The 17,747-nt window shown below is 53.9% G+C and carries 21 protein-coding genes and 2 pseudogenes; 16 read left to right on the top strand and 7 right to left on the bottom strand.

What is annotated here, in order from left to right:
• Positions 1 to 61: 61 nt before the first annotated feature.
• The 5 genes from SOPEG_RS25470 to SOPEG_RS19285 all read right to left on the bottom strand — a co-directional run bounded on the left by SOPEG_RS25470 (position 62) and on the right by SOPEG_RS19285 (position 4,163).
• Positions 62 to 283 carry an ogr/Delta-like zinc finger family protein gene (locus tag SOPEG_RS25470; RefSeq protein ID WP_071882255.1) on the bottom strand — a complete coding sequence of 74 codons (222 nt, stop codon included), beginning with the start codon at positions 281 to 283 and terminating at the stop codon, positions 62 to 64.
• 71 nt (positions 284 to 354) lie between these two features.
• Entirely contained in the window at positions 355 to 1,446 is a 1,092-nt protein-coding gene (locus SOPEG_RS19300; protein ID WP_025246558.1) for a phage late control D family protein, read from the bottom strand.
• On the bottom strand, positions 1,443 to 1,907 hold the full coding sequence (locus SOPEG_RS19295; RefSeq protein WP_025246557.1) for a phage tail protein: 465 nt from the start codon (positions 1,905 to 1,907) through the stop codon (positions 1,443 to 1,445). Before SOPEG_RS19295 ends, SOPEG_RS19300 begins: the two co-directional genes overlap by 4 nt.
• 6 nt (positions 1,908 to 1,913) lie before the next feature.
• The gene (locus tag SOPEG_RS19290) at positions 1,914 to 2,882 is read right to left on the bottom strand and encodes a phage tail tape measure protein (protein ID WP_025246556.1); all 969 of its coding nucleotides are present in this window, start codon (positions 2,880 to 2,882) and stop codon (positions 1,914 to 1,916) included.
• Between the two features lie 72 nt (positions 2,883 to 2,954).
• Positions 2,955 to 4,163, bottom strand: a complete 1,209-nt coding sequence (locus tag SOPEG_RS19285; protein ID WP_025246555.1) for an IS256 family transposase — start codon at positions 4,161 to 4,163, stop codon at positions 2,955 to 2,957.
• Between the two features lie 305 nt (positions 4,164 to 4,468).
• Between SOPEG_RS19285 and istA the strand changes: the two genes are divergently transcribed.
• The 16 genes and pseudogenes from istA to SOPEG_RS27960 all read left to right on the top strand — a co-directional run bounded on the left by istA (position 4,469) and on the right by SOPEG_RS27960 (position 15,875).
• Positions 4,469 to 6,019, top strand: coding sequence for an IS21-like element ISSoEn3 family transposase (gene istA, locus SOPEG_RS19280; RefSeq protein ID WP_081743068.1), 1,551 nt, complete (start codon positions 4,469 to 4,471; stop codon positions 6,017 to 6,019).
• 11 nt (positions 6,020 to 6,030) lie between these two features.
• Positions 6,031 to 6,780, top strand: a complete 750-nt coding sequence (istB, locus tag SOPEG_RS19275) for an IS21-like element ISSoEn3 family helper ATPase IstB (RefSeq protein ID WP_025246553.1) — start codon at positions 6,031 to 6,033, stop codon at positions 6,778 to 6,780.
• A 238-nt stretch (positions 6,781 to 7,018) separates the two neighbouring features.
• Positions 7,019 to 8,227, top strand: coding sequence for an IS256-like element ISSoEn2 family transposase (locus SOPEG_RS19270; protein ID WP_025246552.1), 1,209 nt, complete (start codon positions 7,019 to 7,021; stop codon positions 8,225 to 8,227).
• A 311-nt stretch (positions 8,228 to 8,538) separates the two neighbouring features.
• Positions 8,539 to 8,724, top strand: a complete 186-nt coding sequence (locus tag SOPEG_RS28425) for a hypothetical protein (protein WP_025246551.1) — start codon at positions 8,539 to 8,541, stop codon at positions 8,722 to 8,724.
• Positions 8,687 to 9,010 (top strand): hypothetical protein, encoded by a 324-nt coding sequence (locus SOPEG_RS27965; RefSeq protein ID WP_148297143.1) that lies wholly within the window; start codon positions 8,687 to 8,689, stop codon positions 9,008 to 9,010. Before SOPEG_RS28425 ends, SOPEG_RS27965 begins: the two co-directional genes overlap by 38 nt.
• 30 nt (positions 9,011 to 9,040) lie before the next feature.
• On the top strand, positions 9,041 to 9,253 hold the full coding sequence (locus tag SOPEG_RS19265; protein ID WP_025246550.1) for a hypothetical protein: 213 nt from the start codon (positions 9,041 to 9,043) through the stop codon (positions 9,251 to 9,253).
• 81 nt (positions 9,254 to 9,334) lie between these two features.
• Positions 9,335 to 9,592, top strand: coding sequence for a hypothetical protein (locus tag SOPEG_RS19260; RefSeq protein WP_025246549.1), 258 nt, complete (start codon positions 9,335 to 9,337; stop codon positions 9,590 to 9,592).
• Positions 9,589 to 10,161 (top strand): 3'-5' exonuclease, encoded by a 573-nt coding sequence (locus SOPEG_RS19255; protein ID WP_081743067.1) that lies wholly within the window; start codon positions 9,589 to 9,591, stop codon positions 10,159 to 10,161. Before SOPEG_RS19260 ends, SOPEG_RS19255 begins: the two co-directional genes overlap by 4 nt.
• A 10-nt stretch (positions 10,162 to 10,171) precedes the next feature.
• Positions 10,172 to 11,041 (top strand): DNA adenine methylase, encoded by an 870-nt coding sequence (locus SOPEG_RS19250; protein WP_025246547.1) that lies wholly within the window; start codon positions 10,172 to 10,174, stop codon positions 11,039 to 11,041.
• A gap of 1 nt (position 11,042) precedes the next feature.
• Entirely contained in the window at positions 11,043 to 11,546 is a 504-nt protein-coding gene (locus SOPEG_RS30040) for a hypothetical protein (RefSeq protein ID WP_051419934.1), read from the top strand.
• A gap of 1 nt (position 11,547) precedes the next feature.
• Positions 11,548 to 13,233: pseudogene (locus SOPEG_RS26735) on the top strand (replication endonuclease); the annotation flags it as partial.
• 53 nt (positions 13,234 to 13,286) lie between these two features.
• The gene (locus SOPEG_RS19240; protein ID WP_236851566.1) at positions 13,287 to 13,634 is read left to right on the top strand and encodes a DUF4406 domain-containing protein; all 348 of its coding nucleotides are present in this window, start codon (positions 13,287 to 13,289) and stop codon (positions 13,632 to 13,634) included.
• Positions 13,615 to 13,836: a hypothetical protein gene (locus tag SOPEG_RS19235; RefSeq protein ID WP_236851565.1), complete on the top strand. Its 222-nt coding sequence runs from the start codon at positions 13,615 to 13,617 to the stop codon at positions 13,834 to 13,836. The genes SOPEG_RS19240 and SOPEG_RS19235 overlap by 20 nt, the downstream gene beginning before the upstream one ends.
• Before the next feature lie 66 nt (positions 13,837 to 13,902).
• Positions 13,903 to 14,768, top strand: a pseudogene (locus SOPEG_RS19230) (Rpn family recombination-promoting nuclease/putative transposase).
• Between the two features lie 32 nt (positions 14,769 to 14,800).
• Complete coding sequence (locus SOPEG_RS19225; RefSeq protein ID WP_148297142.1) at positions 14,801 to 15,253, top strand: C48 family peptidase; 453 nt, start codon at positions 14,801 to 14,803, stop codon at positions 15,251 to 15,253.
• Positions 15,222 to 15,875 carry a C48 family peptidase gene (locus tag SOPEG_RS27960; protein ID WP_417903458.1) on the top strand — a complete coding sequence of 218 codons (654 nt, stop codon included), beginning with the start codon at positions 15,222 to 15,224 and terminating at the stop codon, positions 15,873 to 15,875. Before SOPEG_RS19225 ends, SOPEG_RS27960 begins: the two co-directional genes overlap by 32 nt.
• A 20-nt stretch (positions 15,876 to 15,895) precedes the next feature.
• On the opposite strand, the gene SOPEG_RS30035 is transcribed toward SOPEG_RS27960, so the two are convergent.
• Together SOPEG_RS30035 and SOPEG_RS19215 are read right to left on the bottom strand one after the other, a co-directional pair.
• The gene (locus SOPEG_RS30035; protein WP_236851564.1) at positions 15,896 to 16,033 is read right to left on the bottom strand and encodes a hypothetical protein; all 138 of its coding nucleotides are present in this window, start codon (positions 16,031 to 16,033) and stop codon (positions 15,896 to 15,898) included.
• 681 nt (positions 16,034 to 16,714) lie between these two features.
• The gene (locus SOPEG_RS19215) at positions 16,715 to 17,746 is read right to left on the bottom strand and encodes a phage portal protein (RefSeq protein ID WP_025246544.1); all 1,032 of its coding nucleotides are present in this window, start codon (positions 17,744 to 17,746) and stop codon (positions 16,715 to 16,717) included.
• Position 17,747 lies beyond the last annotated feature (1 nt).

Genomic DNA, 17,747 nt, shown 5'->3' with positions numbered 1-17,747 from the left:
ATCCCGGTTTCCGGGGCTTTTTTTTGAAAATGTCGCAGACGCTTATGATTTTTAGGGTGGGCTACCCAAACTGTAGCATTCCCTGGCCGTTCTGGCCTGGGTGTGGTGGCGCGGGTTCTATCTGCCGGGGAACATAGATGGAGCGGGTAAAGGTTTCATGCGTGATGAAGGTGTGACTACAATTAATGTTGGTACATTGATTGTAGCGCTCTTTAGTGGTGGTCGTAATGTAATGGTTGGTACGGGTATGGGCGGCCTGGCCGCAAAGGGGGCAATGCATCATGGCGTGAGTGCTCTCCAACACGCACCCGACTAAGGTCGGTGGTAGCGGTCAGTATAACATTTCCGTTTTTCTCATTCCATTTCAAGCGCATCGATTTTCACCTCCAGCTCCAGGGCTGTGGTAAATCCACTGTTATTCAGCGTATGAGTCACGGTAACCAGCGTCCAGGCGGTCTGGTCAATTTCGCGTTTAAAGCCGCTGACCTTGACCGGCATTTCGGGAGAGAGTTCCGCGCGGCCGCGTGCCAGAGTGATGGAGAAGGTGGCGACGCCGCGTTGCAAGCGTTCCCAGTTCGCTCTGGCCGCCCGTTCGGCATTGTGCTTTGAGGCGTAGGTGTGGCGCAGAACCAGTACGTTCTCCTCGCTACCTATCAGATAATCGCCCTGCTTTTCTGTGTTGGCGGACGCCTTTTTCCGCTTGTGTCTGACTCTGATCGTCTCGGGTTTGGCCTGGCGGGTATTGAGCCAGTGCGCCACCACGCCGGTATAGGCGTCACGGTCGGTGAGTGTAAACTGATGACTGTCGCCCTGCTGGCGGGTGAGGGTCAGTGCCGGAAGGGGTTTACCGCTCAGGGTCTGGTTCTGCCCCTGTTTAAAAAACAGCATTTTCCCTTGCTTGACCGCCATCACCGCGCCATGCTCCCTTGCCAGTCGCGTTAAGAAGCTGCCGTCTGATTCTTGGCTCTGGTCGCTGTGGGCCAGTTTGGTGTGTGCCATCGCCTGACTCATCACCGGCGTCAGCTTATGCCGGGCGGCTAGCGTTTTCACCACATCGCCGAGGGTGGTGTTATGGTAGGATGCTTCGCGCTGGACGTTGAGCGAGGCGCGAAAATCAGCGCTGCGGGCGCGTATCGTCAGCCGGTCGGGGATACCGCTGTGCTCGATTTCATCGACGGTAAAGGAGCCTTTATTTATCAGCCCGGTTTCCTTCCAGCCGAGAGACAGGGCAACGTTAGCCCCCCCCCGGCGAGGCAGGAGCAGACGGCGGTCGCTGTCATCCAGTTCAATATCCAGCTGGTCCGCCTCAAAGCCCCGGTTATCCGTCAGGGTTAATGACATCAGGCGGTGTACTATGTTGCCGGTGATATCGATGCCGTCGACGCTCAGCCGCCAGTCCGGGGTATGGCCGCCGGTGGTGCTATCAAGCAAGGCCGACAGGCTCATGATAGCAGCCCGTCCAAGGTGTCGGAAAGTGTGCCACTCAGGTCGTTAAGCTGCTGCGACAGGTCACCGAACATCTCTTTGAGGTTTTCATCGGTGCGCTTGAGCGTCAGGGTAAATTCTATGCGCCGCGCGGCGCCGTCGGAGAAAAACACGCTTTTGGTGCGGCTCAGGCTTTCAATCACAAACATCCCATGGATAGCCCAGTTACCTGCAATCAGCGACCAGGCTTTACCGGTTTCCGCCATTTTTTGTAGCGCCATTAACGAGATGCGCCCGCCGGTGATTTCCGGCAACAGCACGCCGCTCAGGGTGACGGTTTCTTCATCCGGGCCGAGGAACTGGCTTTGCGGGCGGCGGCCTATCCGGCTGTTGGACGGGTGACGCCAGGCCATCTGGTGCTGAAATTCCTGATAGGGCACGGTGTGCAGCATAAAAGCGAACATGCCTAATGCCATCATCATCGTTGTTTACTTGCGGTCTTCAAAACGGCTGTGGGCGCGGGCGCGTGCCTGGCGCTCGCGGGCCACCTTCCGCGCGATATCCTGCGGGCTATGGTGCGGCTGCGCCACAATCTGAATGGGCGCCTCAAGGCTGATATGGGTCATGCCGCCGGCAGGGGCCGCCGTACCCTGCTGGGCGCGATAATGGCTGGCCGGGAGGCTGTAGGGATGCAGCGGCGCCTGAGCAAGGGCGGACGACATGCCACCCATCATCAGAGCGGCGGCGGCCAGGCTGACGGTAGCGCGGCGACTGGTGACATTGACCGGGCCACTGATAATTTCCGTGCCGACTTCGCCCACCAGACCAAAGTGTCCTGCCGGGATGCGCCCACCCCTGTCATGCTCGCCGACGTAGTTTGCCAGCGGATGCAGCGCGGCAGTCGCCTGCACGGCGGTGTTGTCCTTCATCCAGTCCGGCAGGTAGTCGGTGAGCGAGGTCAGTTTACTTTTCAGCGCCTGCCATTTTTCATTGATGCCGTCCATCAGGCTATCGATGATACGAGTACCAAAATCCTTAAACCGTCCGGGCAGCGCTTGTAGATAATCCTGGATAGCCTGCCATTTTTCCCGCGTCGTCTGGCTGACGGACTCCCATAGCGCCTTGAATTTGGGCCCCAGAGTATCCCAGTTTTGCCATATCAGCACTGCCGCGCCGGTGATGACGCCAATTATCGCCAGGATCGGGTTGGCGAACATCAGGTGCCCCAGCCAGACAATGGCAGTGCCAATATGCCGGAGAGCACCCATCAGAAGCACACGTCCCGCCGTGGCAGTACGCCGTATCGCCTTGGACAGCAGAGAAAAGGCACCACTGCCCTTGATGCCCAGCAGGCCAAAGCCATAACGCAGCAGGGCGACAGGCCACAGTAGTGAGGCCAGTGCCAGGGTTAATGCGCCGCCGGCGGTCAGCAGCAGGCCAAAGCCGGCAGCGGTCACGGTGAGTATCTTCGCCGCCTGTTGATGTCGGGCAAAAAGACCCTGTACACGATTCTGTGTAAATGCCTTTTCTCAGAAGTGACCGTCCAGGCGGTCACCGAACTCGATAATAAAGTGGCTCATTGCCATGCGCCAGTCCCTCAAAGGCATTGTCCATTTCTGTGAGGCCGCCTGTATCGCCAGCCACACCACCTTTTTCACTGCGTCGTCGGTCGGGAACATCTTGCGCTTTTTGATGGCATGCCGGATCACGCTGTTTAACGACTCGATGGCGTTGGTCGTGTAGATCACCTTGCGGATGTCCGTTGGGTAGGCAAAGAACGTGGCCAGATTGGCCCAGTTTGCCTGCCAGCTTCGACTTATTTGCGGGTAGCGGATGTCCCAGGCACTGGAGAACGCTTCCAGCGCCTGCAAGCCGGCTTCTTCCGTAGGGGCCTGATAGATAGCTTTCAGGTCGCGGGTGACGGCCTTGTAGTCCTTCCAGAAGACGAACCGCAGGCTGTTGCGCACCATATGCACGATACACAGCTGGAGCCGCGCCTCCGAATACACCGCGTTAATAGCGTAAGGGAAACCTTTCAGCCCGTCTACGCAGGCAATAAGGATATCGTTCAGGCCGCGGTTTTTCAGCTCTGTCAGCACGTTCAGCCAGAACTTTGCGCCTTCATTTTCGGCCAGCCACATACCTAGCAACTCTTTCTGGCCTTCGATGTTGATGCCCAGCGCCAGGAACACAGATTTGTTGATGATGCGGTTGTCCTGCCGGACTTTTAGAACGATACAATCAAGATAAACAATGGGATAGATTGCATCCAGAGGCCGGTTTTGCCATTTGACAACCTGCTCCATGACCGCATCGGTGACCTTTGAGACCAGCGCCGGCGAGACATCGGCGTCATACAGCTCTTTGAACGCGGCGGCGATCTCGCGTGTGGTCATCCCTTTGGCGTACAACGATAAAATCTGGTTATCCATCCCGGTAATCCGGGTCTGGTTCTTCTTCACCAGTTGCGGTTCAAAGGAACCGTCACGATCGCGCGGAGTACGCCGCGCCAGCGGGCCATCGCCAGTGGTAACGGTTTTTGTGGAATAGCCGTTGCGGGCGTTGGTCCCCGGTTTAGGCTGATTTTTATCGTAGCCGAGGTGATGGGTCATTTCGGCATTGAGAGCTGCTTCGACGCTGATTTTTTTCAGCAGCCGATCGAAGTGACTGAGATCTTCAGGGGTTTTGAGATTTTTGGCCAGTTCGTTAGCCAGAGCCTGCAACTGTTTTTCGTCCATAAATTAACCTGTTTTTGATGTTGGATTGAACATATCAAAATTAGGCAAATACACAAATTTCTAAACAGGCTCCGCGCCGGCTCAGGTGTGCGCTTGGTGAGCAGGCATGCCGGCAGCAATATAGCGTGCGTTACTGGTGCTGGTTCCGGTCACATCCGATCACTGATTCCGATTTCACCCGATCACTAATTCTGATTTCATCCGATCACTGATTCCGGTCGCCCGATCAGAGATTCCGATTCTGTCCGATCGCTCATCTTCTGTTCCGCCATACTCTGGAGACTTTTAGCTTCCGGGGGCATGGCATGGCACGTAAAAAGAAGAAAGCGAGAACGGAAATGTGCATCTATATTAATGTCTTACGTATGAAATTCGAGCAGCGTCGCTCGAATCGCACTATCGCAGCAGCGCTCGGCATAGGCTGTACTACCGTGCACGATATCCTCGGCCGATTCACGGTAGCTAACCTGGTCTGGCCATTGCCGGCGGAACTGTCCCCCGTCGACCTCGACCGCCTGCTCTATCCCGGCAAATCCGGAAAAGTTATCAATACCTTACCCAGCTGGCTTGATATCGATACCGAGTTAAGCCGCAAGGGCATGACCAAGCAGCTGCTCTGGATGGAATATCAGTCCGCCGTGGGCGGTGATGCCCTCGGTTACTCACAGTTTTGTGCACTGTTCCGTGACTGGAAAAAGAAGCAGCGGCGTTCCATGCGCATGGAGCACAAGGCTGGCGAAAAGCTCTTCATCGACTTCTGTGGCCCCACCGTACCTATCGTCAACCCTGCGACCGGTAGCGTACGCCAGGTCGCTATCTTCGTCGCTGCCATGGGCGTGTCAGGCTATGCGTATATCGAAGCCTGCGAAGGCCAGGACATGGCATCGTGGCTCAACGCCAATAGCCGCAGCCTGCACTTCATGGGTGGGGTTCCGGAGCTGATGATACCTGATAATCTGCGCAGCGCTGTCAGCACCCCTGACCGCTATGAGCCGGTCATAAACCAGAGCTACCAGGCGCTGGCAAATCACTATGAGACAGTGGTGCTACCGGCGCGCCCGAGAAAACCGAAAGACAAGGCGAAGGCAGAATCAACTGTGCAGCTGGTAGAACGCTGGGTTTTGGCCCGGTTGCGTAAACGTAGGTTCTACTCGCTGGCCGAACTCAACCAGGTGATACGAGAACTCAATCATGAGTTGAATCTGCGCCCGATGCGTCATTACGGCGGACAAAGTCGCCTTGAACGCTTCGAGCAGCTGGACAAACCGGCTCTTGGGCCTCTACCGCCCACACAATGGGAATACAGTGAGTATCTCGTTGCCCGAGTGGGACCTGATTACCACATAGACTACGGCAAAAACTGGTACTCGGTGCCGCATCCGCTGGTTGGCGAGCGCGTTGACGTCATCGTCACCCAACGGCTGGTGCAAATCCACCATAAGGGCGTCTGCGTGGCTACGCACCCTCGCAGCAATAACGCCTATAGGCACACGACTCAGGCGGCGCACATGCCGGCTAACCATAAGGGGCAGAGTCAGTGGACGCCGGAAAGGCTGTGCAGTTGGGCGCTGTCGGTGGGTGTGTGCACACTGAAAGTGGTCGAGTCCATCCAAAAGAGCAAAGCCCATCCGGAGCAGGCTTACCGCTCCGTGCTGGGGCTACTCAATCTGCAACGGCGCTATGAGACGACGCGACTGGAGAAGGCCTGCGCGCTGGCGTTGGAGAAAGGGTGCATTAACCGCTCTTTCATAGCCAACGTATTGAAACACGGTCGTGAAAGTGAGGTCACCCAGGACGGAGCCGGCGTATCAATGCTGGTTCACGAAAACCTCCGAGGTCCGGACAGTTATCATTAAGGAGAATAAATATGGATACACTGTTAATGGCTCTGCGAGAGCTGAAGTTGTCGGCAATGGTCCAGGCGTTGGAGACGCAACGCGAACTCCCGGGGAGTTATGGGGAGCTGGGGTTCGAGGAGCGGTTGTCGCTGATGGTAGAAGCGGAAAATTTGCATAGAAAAAACAACCACATATGCCGTCTGCGACGGCAATCGCAAATGCGCTTGCAGGCAAAACCGGAAGATATCCGTTATATCCCTAGCCGAGGAGTGACACCGGAACAGATGCGAGATCTGCTAGGGGGACAATATCTGAAATATCAGAAAAGCATACTCATCACGGGGCCGACAGGTACGGGCAAAATCTGGCTCAGTTGTGCGCTTGGTGAGCAGGCATGCCGGCAGCAATATAGCGTGCGTTACTGGCGAGTGGGTCGGTTGCTGGCCCATCTTCACCAGTGTCAGGTAGACAGGACCTATCTAAAACAGCTTAAGCAGTTAGAAAAAATAGAGTTACTGATCTTGGACGACGTGGGCCTAGAATCAATAAGTCCGATGCAGGCAACGATGCTGTTGGAGGTGATGGAAGATCGCTACGACAAAAGCAGCAGCATCCTGATCAGTCAACTGCCGGTGAAAAAATGGTATGGACTGATAGAAAACCCCACGACAGCTGACGCGTTACTCGATCGGTTAGTACACCCCAGCTATAGACTGGAACTTAAAGGCGAATCACTACGCAAAGAGCAAGGAGTAGCCAACACAGGAAAAATAGACTAAACCCGAGTCAGAAGATGAGCGAACACGTGATCGAATATCACTGGAATGGGTGATCGGAAAATATCGGAATAACTGATCGGATGTCGCCGGAACAGCTGATCGGATACGTCGGAATCTGCACACGGCACCTGGGATTCAATGCGGGCCAGAGAATACTGGAGAAAACGAGCCTGTTTAGAAATTTGTGTATTTGCCTGATTTTGATATGTTCAATCCAACATCAAAAACAGGTTAATTTATGGACGAAAAACAGTTGCAGGCTCTGGCTAACGAACTGGCCAAAAATCTCAAAATCCCTGAAGATCTCAGTCACTTCGATCGGCTGCTGAAAAAAATCAGCGTCGAAGCAGCTCTCAATGCCGAAATGACCCATCACCTCGGCTACGATAAAAATCAGCCTAAACCGGGGACCAACGCCCGCAACGGCTATTCCACAAAAACCGTTACCACTGGCGATGGCCCGCTGGCGCTGCGTACTCCGCGCGATCGTGACGGTTCCTTTGAACCGCAACTGGTGAAGAAGAACCAGACCCGGATTACCGGGATGGATAACCAGATTTTATCGTTGTACGCCAAAGGGATGACCACCCGCGAGATCGCCGCCGTGTTCAAAGAGCTGTATGACGCCGATGTTTCGCCGGCGCTGGTCTCAAAGGTCACCGATGCGGTCATGGAGCAGGTTGTCGAATGGCAAAACCGGCCTCTGGATGCAGTCTATCCCATTGTTTATCTTGATTGTATCGTTCTAAAAGTCCGGCAGGACAGCCGCATCATCAACAAATCTGTGTTCCTGGCGCTGGGCATCAACATCGAAGGCCAGAAAGAGTTGCTAGGTATGTGGCTGGCCGAAAATGAAGGCGCAAAGTTCTGGCTGAACGTGCTGACAGAGCTGAAAAACCGCGGCCTGAACGATATCCTTATCGCCTGCGTAGACGGGCTGAAAGGTTTCCCTGACGCTATTAACGCGGTGTATCCGGAGGCGCGGCTCCAGCTGTGTATCGTGCATATGGTGCGCAACAGCCTGCAGTTCGTCTCCTGGAAGGACTACAAGGCCGTCACCCACGACCTGAAAGCTATCTATCAGGCCCCTACGGAAGAAGCCGGCTTGCAGGCGCTGGAAGCGTTCTCCAGTGCCTGGGACATCCGCTACCCGCAAATAAGTCGAAGCTGGCAGGCAAACTGGGCCAATCTGGCCACGTTCTTTGCCTACCCAACGGACATCCGCAAGGTGATCTACACGACCAACGCCATCGAGTCGTTAAACAGCGTGATCCGGCATGCCATCAAAAAGCGCAAGGTGTTCCCGACCGACGACGCAGTGAAAAAGGTGGTGTGGCTGGCGATACAGGCGGCCTCACAGAAATGGACAATGCCTTTGAGGGACAGGCGCATGGCAATGAGCCGCTTTATTATCGAGTTCGGTGACCGCCTGGACGGTCACTTCTGAGAAAAGGCATTTACACAGAATCGTGTACAGGGTCGAGAAACGTCTTCCTGAGATGGATCTCTCTGTACTGGCTGATGTTCTAACGCTTGTCTATAGCACTACAAGCCATCATTACCTGGAAAAATACGATCTGAAGGGGTAAGTAGCTCTTTTGTGTGATGCGCTTTATAGCTCATCGCTGCTCCTTTTTTGTGGGTGAGCATCATGCCCGTGTTCCGCCCAGAACATGGCGGGCATGATGAGAGTACCACAGAACCATGCGCCGGGCATGGTTAAAACCTGGCACCAATTAACCAATGAGGCAAAGAATTATGATACTACAAGATTTATGGTGGATGGATTATTTAGTACCGGGACTCCTGCTACTTATTGCGCTCTCGCTCTATGCGGTCATTATCGATATCAGGGAAAGCAGGCAGCGCAAAGATGACCAGATACGCGCCAAAGCACGCCGGAAACATGCGCAAGGCATTTCAAAAAAAGTTTATCGGGGATAAAAAGGAGTCTGTCATGAATCATTTTTGTGCCGACTATATGAATGAAGCATTACGACATTATTATGCTGACTGCGCGAATAAACCGGAAAAGAGGCCGGTCTATTTTCGTGTTCTGGCGCATGAGATACGTGAACTTCATCAGCTCGCCTTTTTCATCGGGGATAGGAGAAGTGTAGAGGCATTAAAGCCCGCACTCAAATCCCTGACATTAGGCAATGTCCCCAAGCCGATATTGCCGAAGGAGGTACAGCGTCATGTTATGCCGTCCTGCTCAGGCGGCTGTTAAAAATACCTGTCACCATCAAGGATTTTTATTATGAATACCGACGATCTGACCCATATTCTCTATCATGTATTGCCCGCCATGCAAAACGGTTTTTCTATTCGGGTGCAGGGTAATTACGCCTATTTTTATGTTGACCCACAAAAGCCTTACGCACAGGAATTTATTGCCGGAATAGAAAAGGATTTGAAGCGGCGCATAAAGTGGTTAATGGATAATCACACTGATGGCTTAGTGCCACAGTAATTTATTACCCGCCATTAAAGTGAAATAAAAACGGCGCATGACGCCAGGGCTTCGTACGGCTTGAATAAAGGAGAACTTACCATGACTGAAATACCCCATTCCCATCAGGGCGGCGCGCCAACTCGCATTCGCCTGACACCCGGTTTAACCGACCCTGATTTCATGACCATTGGTCTGGCGGCCAGAAAAAGCGAACGCGGACACCTGCTTGGCATGCTCGGTGCCTTTCTGGAATCGCAACGCGCTAGCGCTGTACCCGCAAACAAAATACTGGGCGCGCTGAATGACTGGATAGCGCTGTGTTTGTCAACGCTTGATATGACCAAGGAGTCACCATGATGAATCATCTCATGATAGATATTGAAACCCTCGGCGTTCGCGCCAGTGCGCCACTGGCAGCGATAGGTGCCGTCTTTTTTGAGCCCTCTACCGGCCAGCTGGGCAAAGCGTTTTATGCCCGCGTTGACCCGCGCAGTGATGAGGCTGCTGGCGCCCGTGCGGAAGTCGATACGGCGTTGTGGTGGTTACGTCAGGACACGGAAGCGCGCGCCGAACTGATTATTGAACCGCGCTCTTCTGCGCGAGATGCACTGAATGCGTTTCTGAATTACATCAACGCCAGCCAGATACCCGCTGGCCGCAAGCACCTGAATATCTGGTGTAAGGGCGGCAATTTTGACGTGGGGATTTTGGACGCTGCCTTTGAGCGCCATGGCCTGCCCATTCCCTGGCATTACTGGCGTGTGCGGGATATGCGCACCCTGCAATGTCTGGCGCAGGCAACCGGCTATTGCTCGCCCGCGCGCCAGATCCTGAAGCATCACACCGGCGAGGATGCCTACTATCAGGCGCAGGTGGTGGCGGAAATTTGGCAGCGTCATTCCGACGCTTTTATCGAACATTGCTGAGGACACGCAGATGAAACCTATCCTGAAATGGGCGGGCGGCAAGTCTCGCCTGATGCCCCGCTTGCGCCCCTTCCTGCCGGCGGCTGAATACCTGGTTGAACTGTTTGTTGGCGGCGCGTCAGTTTTTCTCAATACCGACTACAGCCGCTATGTGTTAGCCGATATCAACCCTGATCTCATTAATTTTTACCAGGCAGTGGTCAATGCGCCAGACAGCGTGATCCGGGCGGCACTACCTTTGTTCAGCCACGGCAGCAGCCAATGTGACTATAACCGGCACCGTGCCGATTTTAATCACCGGCATACGTCCGCTTGTATTGAACGAGCCGCACTTTTTCTTTACCTGAATCGCCATGGCTACAACGGCCTGTGCCGCTACAATCTGCGTGGCGGGCTCAATGTACCCTATGGCCGTTACAAAAAGCCCTATTTCCCTGCCGCAGAAATCCGCCTGTTCGCCGAAAAGGTCCGCGATACTCATACCCGATTTGTCTGCCTGCCCTTTGAGGAAACACTGGCGTTTCATGTAGATGAACACTGCGCAGTTTATGTCGATCCGCCTTATTTCGACTGCTTCACGGGGTATTACATCGCGCCGTTTCAGGACGAAGAACATCAGGCGTTGGCCTATGCCCTGACGGAGACCCACCTGCGCTGGGACGTCCCTGTCGTGCTCTCGGGCAGCAATACCCCCAAGACCCATGCCGCCTATCGGGGTTTTACGTTTCACTATACTCATGCCCGTTACAGCATTGCCGCCAGGGGGGCCAGCCGGGGTAAGGCCGGGGAAGTGATTGCCACGCTACCCGTGCGGCAGTCTCATCCGTTGGCCTCCAAACCCCATGCCTTCGTTGCGGCTGAGGGGCTGGAGGTTGCCTGATATGCCGCAGTCCAGCGTCGTCTACCCCTGGAACAACAAGCCCTTGCTGTCGATTGAGCGGGGTATTCCGACCCATGATGAAATGCGCCTTGCCGAACTTCGCCTCAAGGACACTCTCCAGGCGAAAAAACAGGTTGACGACCAACTGGAAACGGTCAGTTCAAGTATTTACTGGCGCTTTGACCAGCGCGAAAAGCAAAAGGGCTTTGACAGCGCCCTCCGCTGGTTGACCGAGTCCGTGGTTAAGGTGATGTTGCCGCGCATTGCGCGTGTGAACGCCGGCTACCGCCTGGATGAGATAGCCGACGACGATTTCCGGGCGCTGTTTGGCGACCGTGCAACACAATCCCCCCAACATAATGGCGTGGTGGCCTTTTTGCGCCTGCGCACCCAGCGTCAGCGCCTGCCCGACCTGGACAGTCAGGCGCTCAAGTCCCTGGCGAACGCCGCTGCCCATGCTGCCGCCACGGAAGTGGCCCGCCTGGACCCAGGCGCAGGGCGATAAAAGCGAATGGCGCATCGTCTATGACCACTATAAACACCTGGCCCGGATCACCCGCCTGCTGGGCCTACAGCCGCCGCTCTGGAGCAAGCTGGAAAAATGTTTTGTTCCCTTTGATGCCCAACCGGCCATCAGGCGTATGTGTGACGCGAGATGGCGGCTGAACAGCCTGCGCCGTACCGCCAACCGCTGGCGTGAACATCTGGCTATCGCCATGGGGTTATGTGCATAAGCACGCCTCCCCGAACGTCAGCGCCAGCGCCTTGCGTGACTGGCGCGAGCAACGCCGCCGCACCCGTGATTTTCTGAAAAGTATGGAGCTGGAAGACGAAGAGGGTAACCGCGTCAGTCTGATTGAGCGCTATGACGCCAGCCAGGCCAATCCCGCCATCCGACGGACTGAACTGATGGTGCGTATAAGGGGTTATGAAGATATCGCCAATGAACAGGGCTACATTGGCGAATTTGTAACTATTACCGCGCCCTCGGCCATCACGCCACGCTGGAAAACGGACGCGTTAACCGTAAATGGAACGGGGCCAGCCCGGCAGACACCCAGCGCTATCTCAATGACGTCTGGGCCTGCGCCCGCGCCAAATGCCATCGCCAGAAGCTGCGCTTTTTCGGTATGCGTGTTGCCGAGCCGCATCATGACGGCACGCCGCACACCCATTTACTGATATTTGCCCGCCCGTAAGACATGCCCCGCATCCTGGAAATCCTGCGCGACTATGCCATGGCGGCAGACTGTGAGGAATTACGCAGCGTCGTCGCGGCAAGCGCCCGGTTTGACGCCAAAGCCATTGACCCGGAAAAAGGCAGCGCCACCGGGTACGTTGCCAAATACATCTCAAAAAACATCGACGGCTACGCCCTGGACGGTGAAACCGACGACGAAAGCGGCAGACCGTTAAAGGAAAGCGCGCAGCGCGCCACCGCCTGGGCTTCACGCTGGGGCGTTCGTCAGTTTCAGTTTATTGGCTGCATTCCCGTCACCGTCTGGCGGGAGCTGCGCCGCCTGAATGACAGCGAAGCCGCGCACGGCCTGAGCGTGGAATTTGCCGCCTGCCACGATGCGGCCAATGCCCCCGGCTGGGCCGGGTATGTCAATGCCCAGGGCGGGCCACTGTTCAAGCGTGATGATCTGGCGGTGCGCAACTGGTACCAACCGGCCGAAGTACTCAATCAGTACGGCGAGGAAATGCTCAGTATTCGCGGCCTGTTCGATACGGTCGTTGGCGGGGACTCGCCGTTCCTGACCCTGTTGAAGCAGTGGAAGATTGTGCCGAAGCTGGCCGTTGACGTGAGCAACGCGGACGCGTTGCCTAGGAGTTCTGTCACTAACTGTACGGGGGATCCGGGACCGCCAACCCCAGATTGGCGCACAACACCGCCATTACCGCCCCCTGAGGCAACCTTAAATACCCGAATTGAGAAAATTTATCGCTATGCAGCAGAAAAAGGCCTGGTTCTGAGTCCTGCGGACGCCAGGTCGTTGGCTGAAGGCAAAGTGATGAAAATTGACGGCCAGCACTATTGCGCCCTGGCGACCGGCGTATTGCTTGCCCGTGCGCCCAGCACAGCAGAAAAAGCAGACGTATTGATGCAGCGCGTTGGGCGGCTATGCAAGCGAAAGGTGACCTCGGTTTTACATGACCCCATCGGCCAGCATGACCACCGCGCAACATAAGGGGAAGGTGTGACCTGATGAAAATATATGCAAATAAAACAGATGGATAAGTGATGACAATTCAAAGTACCGATATGCAAGCAAAGGTGATCTACATCGCCGGCCCCATGACCGGGAAACCCGATTTCAGCCGGACAACCTTTTCCCTGGCCGCTGTCCGGCTATCCGCTCAGGGCGCGATCCCACTCAATCCCGCCATGCTGCCGGGTGGCCTTTCCGAGGCCGACTACATGCGTATCGGCCTGGCCATGTTGCAATGCGCTGAAGGGATTTACTTGCTGGACGGCTGGCAGGACAGCGTGGGCGCCTGTGCTGAAGTGGCATTGGCTAAAAAGCTGGGGCTGGCCTTCCGCTTTGAGACAGCTCAGACAGCAGCCGTGGATGGGCGGCCAGATGCCTGATATTATCGACATTACCAGCGAACGCGAGGAACTGTTCCGCGAACGTGCTATCGCTGAAGCAAGACGGCGTTATCGCCCGATGGCCATCACTGGTCACTGTTACAATTGTGAAGAGGAAACCCTCGGCAATTTTTGCTGCCCGGAATGCCGGGAAGATTGGGAAAAACACCAGTATGCCAGGCGTCAGCGGCCCGTGAGGTAATAAAAATGATGATGACCAGGCATCCGGTCTCATTTTTGTTTAAATTTTTTCGCTAAACTTTACCCTATGCCAAAGACACCATCACATCACGATGCGCTATTCAAAAAATTCCTCGGCGATATTGAAGTTGCCCGGGATTTTCTTGATATCCACCTGCCACCCTCTATCAGAACATGTTGCGATTTAAACACGCTGGCGATGGAGTCCGGCTCTTTCGTCGAAGACGACCTGCGCAGCCGGCTCTCTGATATGCTGTATTCGGTACAGACGACAGCCGGCGCAAGTTACATCTACGGTCTTATCGAGCACCAGAGCCGACCAGAAAAACTGATGCCCCTGCGCCTGCATCGCTACAGCCTGGCAGCCATGCAGCGGCATATTGACCAGGGGCATGAAAAGCTTCCCGTGGTGATCCCGCTGCTTTTCTACCATGGACACACTTCTCCCTATCCGTATAGCACACGCTGGCTGGATTGCTTTGCCGATCCTGAGCTGGCAGAATCAGTCTATATGCAAGCTTTCCGTTGGTTGATATCACCGCGATGCCGGATGATGAGATATTGACTCACCGGCGCGTTGCCTTGCTGGAGCTGGGTCAGAAGCATATCCGTACCCGTGATATGCTGGAGTTAGCCAGCGATATTGCCCGGCTACTGCTCAAGTGGCCTGTGCCACTTGAGCAGTTTCAGGGATTGATGTATTATATTGTTGAGCGAGGAAACACGTCGGATGCAGAGCAGTTTCTGCATGATATTGCCGCGCAGATAGCGGATTATCGGGAGGATGTTATGACTATTGCAGAGCAGCTAAGACTGAAAGGCCGACAGGAAACCCGCATTCAGATCGCCCGCCAGCTTCTGGCTAATGGTGTTGACAGAGAAGTCGTTAAGCTTTCCACTGGGCTAAACGATGCGAAACTCGACAACTTGTAACTTTATTTTTATTAAAATAGTAAGGATTAAAAATGACTGCACTTTCTATTTCTCGCTCACCTGCATTAAATGCGCATTCCGTTCATGCAAAAGAAAATAGCAAAATGGAATATGGATATAACTTTTCTTCACTTGAAACTTTAAAAAGCGCTGCTCGGAATAATGATGATTTTAGTATTGACGCTTTATTTACATTAGCGTGTGAGAACAGCCCTGTTGGATTAGAGGCCGAATCTTTTCTTTTTGATTTGTATACAGGAAAGGAGGCAGGGCATCCTGACCTAAAGGAACAACTAGGAAAAGACAGTTTAAAGTTATGCGAGATCGTGCAAGGAAGAAATAAAAACAAAACACCAGAAGAGGCATGGTCTATACCTGATAAAGTTTTAATCATGGCGGGTTTTGAAACTCAAGAAAGATCACAACAGAGAGAAGAAATTTTAGAAGAAATAAATAAAAATAGTAAGCTTTTGTGCCTGTGTTGATGATGGGGAGCCAGTCAGCTCATCATTTTTCCACACAAACCGATTAATCACATCAGCGGAGTTGGACTCCGTTTCTAAATCACTAAATAGTAAAGAAGGTGGTTTAAAATTCCATGATGCGGTAGAAATACCCGCTACTGCTATTGATAATGAACATATACCACAAAAATTATTGTCTACATTGCTAAACATTGACAATAAGGGAAAACAAATACCTTCATTAGGAGATTTTATCCCCTTACTGTTTCGAGGTCATTGGGTTTTGTTTGGGTTGTCTACGACCAACTCGGGAGATAAATCAGCAATATTGTTTGATAGTACAAATTATCTAAATAACAAAGAAATGAATTTCATACAAAGATTTTCCGAATTTCTTGGAGCCAATGAAGTTTCAGTAGTACAAGAATCGTTCCAAGAAAATGCACCTAATGCCTGTGGTTTGTTTGTTTCTAACACTATGAAATATATAGAAAGAAACCCAAACAAAACACCATATGAATCTTTGACTAAATTTGTGAAATCGTTTTCAGAACTAAATAGTACCGAACAAATGTTGTTTAATCAAAGGGGCCGAGCTGAGTTATATGGTTCGTTATTGGATAATGTATCCTCCCGGATCTAGCTGTAACAATTACGGGTATATCAACAATCCGTCAAAATCCCCTGACCTTCATCGGTCAGGGCGTGGAGTTTTTCGCATCCCGCGCAGACCTTGCCGGTGTTTTTCACCACCCGGATCGCCCGATCATCCCATAGCTGTAACATCTCGCTGTCTTTCATATTCGTGACGGTTAACGCCGGCAGCCCCTGTGTACGCAGCTAGCTTTGCACCGCGCGGACACCGTCCGCTGTCGCCGCCCGTGCGGTAAAATCCTGACCTCGCGTCCTTCACTCAGCCAGCGCCTGATGCGTTGCATCATCGGCCCCACCGGCTTGCCGATGCGCGCGCCCTGGCCTGTGCGTGACTCGGCCAGCGTGCCGTCCAGGTCTACGCCTATCCATCCCATATGCTGGTTTTCCTAAAACCCCTGCATCACGCCTTACCCTGACCGCCGCCAGCGTAAGCGAAATGCCTGTTTATTCATAAAAATAAATAACATACCTGCTATTCACTGTCATCTCAACACGCCCGGAATCCTCTCAGAGCGCCTGTATGGGCCATAGCGAGGCGTCGTGCTGAGAAAGCGGCTTTTTTTTCTCGTCCTGAAAACGCGCGCTTCACAGAATGGCTCTCCTGCGCCAAAGCGCAGGGTTGGTTTTGCCTTCCAGACCCCTTTTGCGCGCGGTCCCCCCGCCTGCGCGCTGTTCACTTAATTATTCACTTTTTATGCACCCATTCATACCCCATAAACCCTTGTCCGACGCGGCTTTCAGGTCGATTTTTTCTCAAAAAAAGTGTTGCGTTTTGTTGCGCCCCTGTGTTGCACTCTTCGGTGTTGTCGTGAGCGCCGTTTTGGTGGTTTATCCGGCCTCATTATCCAGCAGCTCATAGGGCTTAAATCGCACCACCTCTTCGCCCACCCAATCGTTAATTTCGCTCAGACGTTGCTGAAGAGGGGCAAGCTCATTAATGGCAAACACCCGCGCCGCTTTTTCCACATCACCAAAGCCGCCGGTATTGTTGGGTAAAATCCCCATCATCTGGGGCGGGATGCGCTGCGCGGCCAGCTGATCATCCCGGCTGGTGTTTTTGATGTACATAAACTCATCCTTTGCCGCCACCTCGGCCAGTGGGATAAGCTGCAGCCCGTCTTTTTTGCCGTTCGGCGCATACATAAACAGGTTGCGGAAGTTTCCTGGCCCTTTCGAGCTCTTCAGCGCCTTACGAAGGTCGTCGATATCGTCCTGACTATGCGCAGCATCGTTCATGTACAGGATAAAGCCGGCGTGGCTGTCGTTGAGGTAGTATTTGCGGCGAAACAGTGTCGCCGCTTCATTTAGCCACACTGAATTCAGGGCGGAAAGGTACTCCGGCACGCCGTAAATCTCCTGGTTAATATCCGGATCCAGCAGATGAAATACCGCGCCTGGCGCAAACGGGTGGGGTGTCTGAGGCTGGGCGACATACCAATAGGCGCCTGGCTCAACCCCCACGCGGGTATACTTGGCCGGGCTGGGGGTGAGAGTCATCACCTCACCCAGCCGGTTCACGCGGCTTTCAAGAAAGGCGTTGCCAAACACCATAAAATCGAGCGTAAAGCGGCTAAAATTCTGCTTGGACAGCAGACTGTGGGGCTGAAACAGGCTCACCAACACATTGCGTTTCATATAGATAGGTGAGCTGTGATGCACCGTTGCGCGGAAGGTCTTTGCCAGTCCGTTAAAGGACACCGGCGGCGCATACCAGCGATCGACGATGGCACACTTCAGATAATCGAGCATTTCACGCCGATCCATCATGGGGAGCGGATCATCAAAGGTAAACACCTCGGCACGTGGCGCGCCCGTGCGCGGTTGTGGGCCTGTTTTTGGCCCCTTGCGGGATTTACGCATC

The sequence above is a fragment of the Candidatus Sodalis pierantonius str. SOPE genome (assembly GCF_000517405.1).
GTDB lineage: Bacteria > Pseudomonadota > Gammaproteobacteria > Enterobacterales > Enterobacteriaceae > Sodalis_C > Sodalis_C pierantonii.
The sequence above is the reverse complement of the archived record's forward strand: the minus strand, read 5'-3'. Positions and strand labels throughout refer to the sequence as shown.

Coding starts and splice junctions, on each gene's coding strand:
- SOPEG_RS19300 (WP_025246558.1), bottom strand. CDS start 1,446: ATGAGCCTGTCGGCCTTGCTTGATAGCACCACCGGCGGCCATACCCCG.
- istA (WP_081743068.1), top strand. CDS start 4,469: ATGGCACGTAAAAAGAAGAAAGCGAGAACGGAAATGTGCATCTATATT.
- SOPEG_RS19250 (WP_025246547.1), top strand. CDS start 10,172: ATGAAACCTATCCTGAAATGGGCGGGCGGCAAGTCTCGCCTGATGCCC.
- SOPEG_RS25470 (WP_071882255.1), bottom strand. CDS start 283: ATGATGCATTGCCCCCTTTGCGGCCAGGCCGCCCATACCCGTACCAAC.
- SOPEG_RS19295 (WP_025246557.1), bottom strand. CDS start 1,907: ATGATGATGGCATTAGGCATGTTCGCTTTTATGCTGCACACCGTGCCC.
- SOPEG_RS19255 (WP_081743067.1), top strand. CDS start 9,589: ATGATGAATCATCTCATGATAGATATTGAAACCCTCGGCGTTCGCGCC.
- istB (WP_025246553.1), top strand. CDS start 6,031: ATGGATACACTGTTAATGGCTCTGCGAGAGCTGAAGTTGTCGGCAATG.
- SOPEG_RS19270 (WP_025246552.1), top strand. CDS start 7,019: ATGGACGAAAAACAGTTGCAGGCTCTGGCTAACGAACTGGCCAAAAAT.
- SOPEG_RS19260 (WP_025246549.1), top strand. CDS start 9,335: ATGACTGAAATACCCCATTCCCATCAGGGCGGCGCGCCAACTCGCATT.
- SOPEG_RS19285 (WP_025246555.1), bottom strand. CDS start 4,163: ATGGACGAAAAACAGTTGCAGGCTCTGGCTAACGAACTGGCCAAAAAT.
- SOPEG_RS30040 (WP_051419934.1), top strand. CDS start 11,043: ATGCCGCAGTCCAGCGTCGTCTACCCCTGGAACAACAAGCCCTTGCTG.
- SOPEG_RS19265 (WP_025246550.1), top strand. CDS start 9,041: ATGAATACCGACGATCTGACCCATATTCTCTATCATGTATTGCCCGCC.
- SOPEG_RS19235 (WP_236851565.1), top strand. CDS start 13,615: ATGGGCGGCCAGATGCCTGATATTATCGACATTACCAGCGAACGCGAG.
- SOPEG_RS28425 (WP_025246551.1), top strand. CDS start 8,539: ATGATACTACAAGATTTATGGTGGATGGATTATTTAGTACCGGGACTC.
- SOPEG_RS27965 (WP_148297143.1), top strand. CDS start 8,687: ATGCGCAAGGCATTTCAAAAAAAGTTTATCGGGGATAAAAAGGAGTCT.
- SOPEG_RS30035 (WP_236851564.1), bottom strand. CDS start 16,033: ATGAAAGACAGCGAGATGTTACAGCTATGGGATGATCGGGCGATCCGG.
- SOPEG_RS19215 (WP_025246544.1), bottom strand. CDS start 17,746: ATGCGTAAATCCCGCAAGGGGCCAAAAACAGGCCCACAACCGCGCACG.
- SOPEG_RS19240 (WP_236851566.1), top strand. CDS start 13,287: ATGACAATTCAAAGTACCGATATGCAAGCAAAGGTGATCTACATCGCC.
- SOPEG_RS19225 (WP_148297142.1), top strand. CDS start 14,801: ATGACTGCACTTTCTATTTCTCGCTCACCTGCATTAAATGCGCATTCC.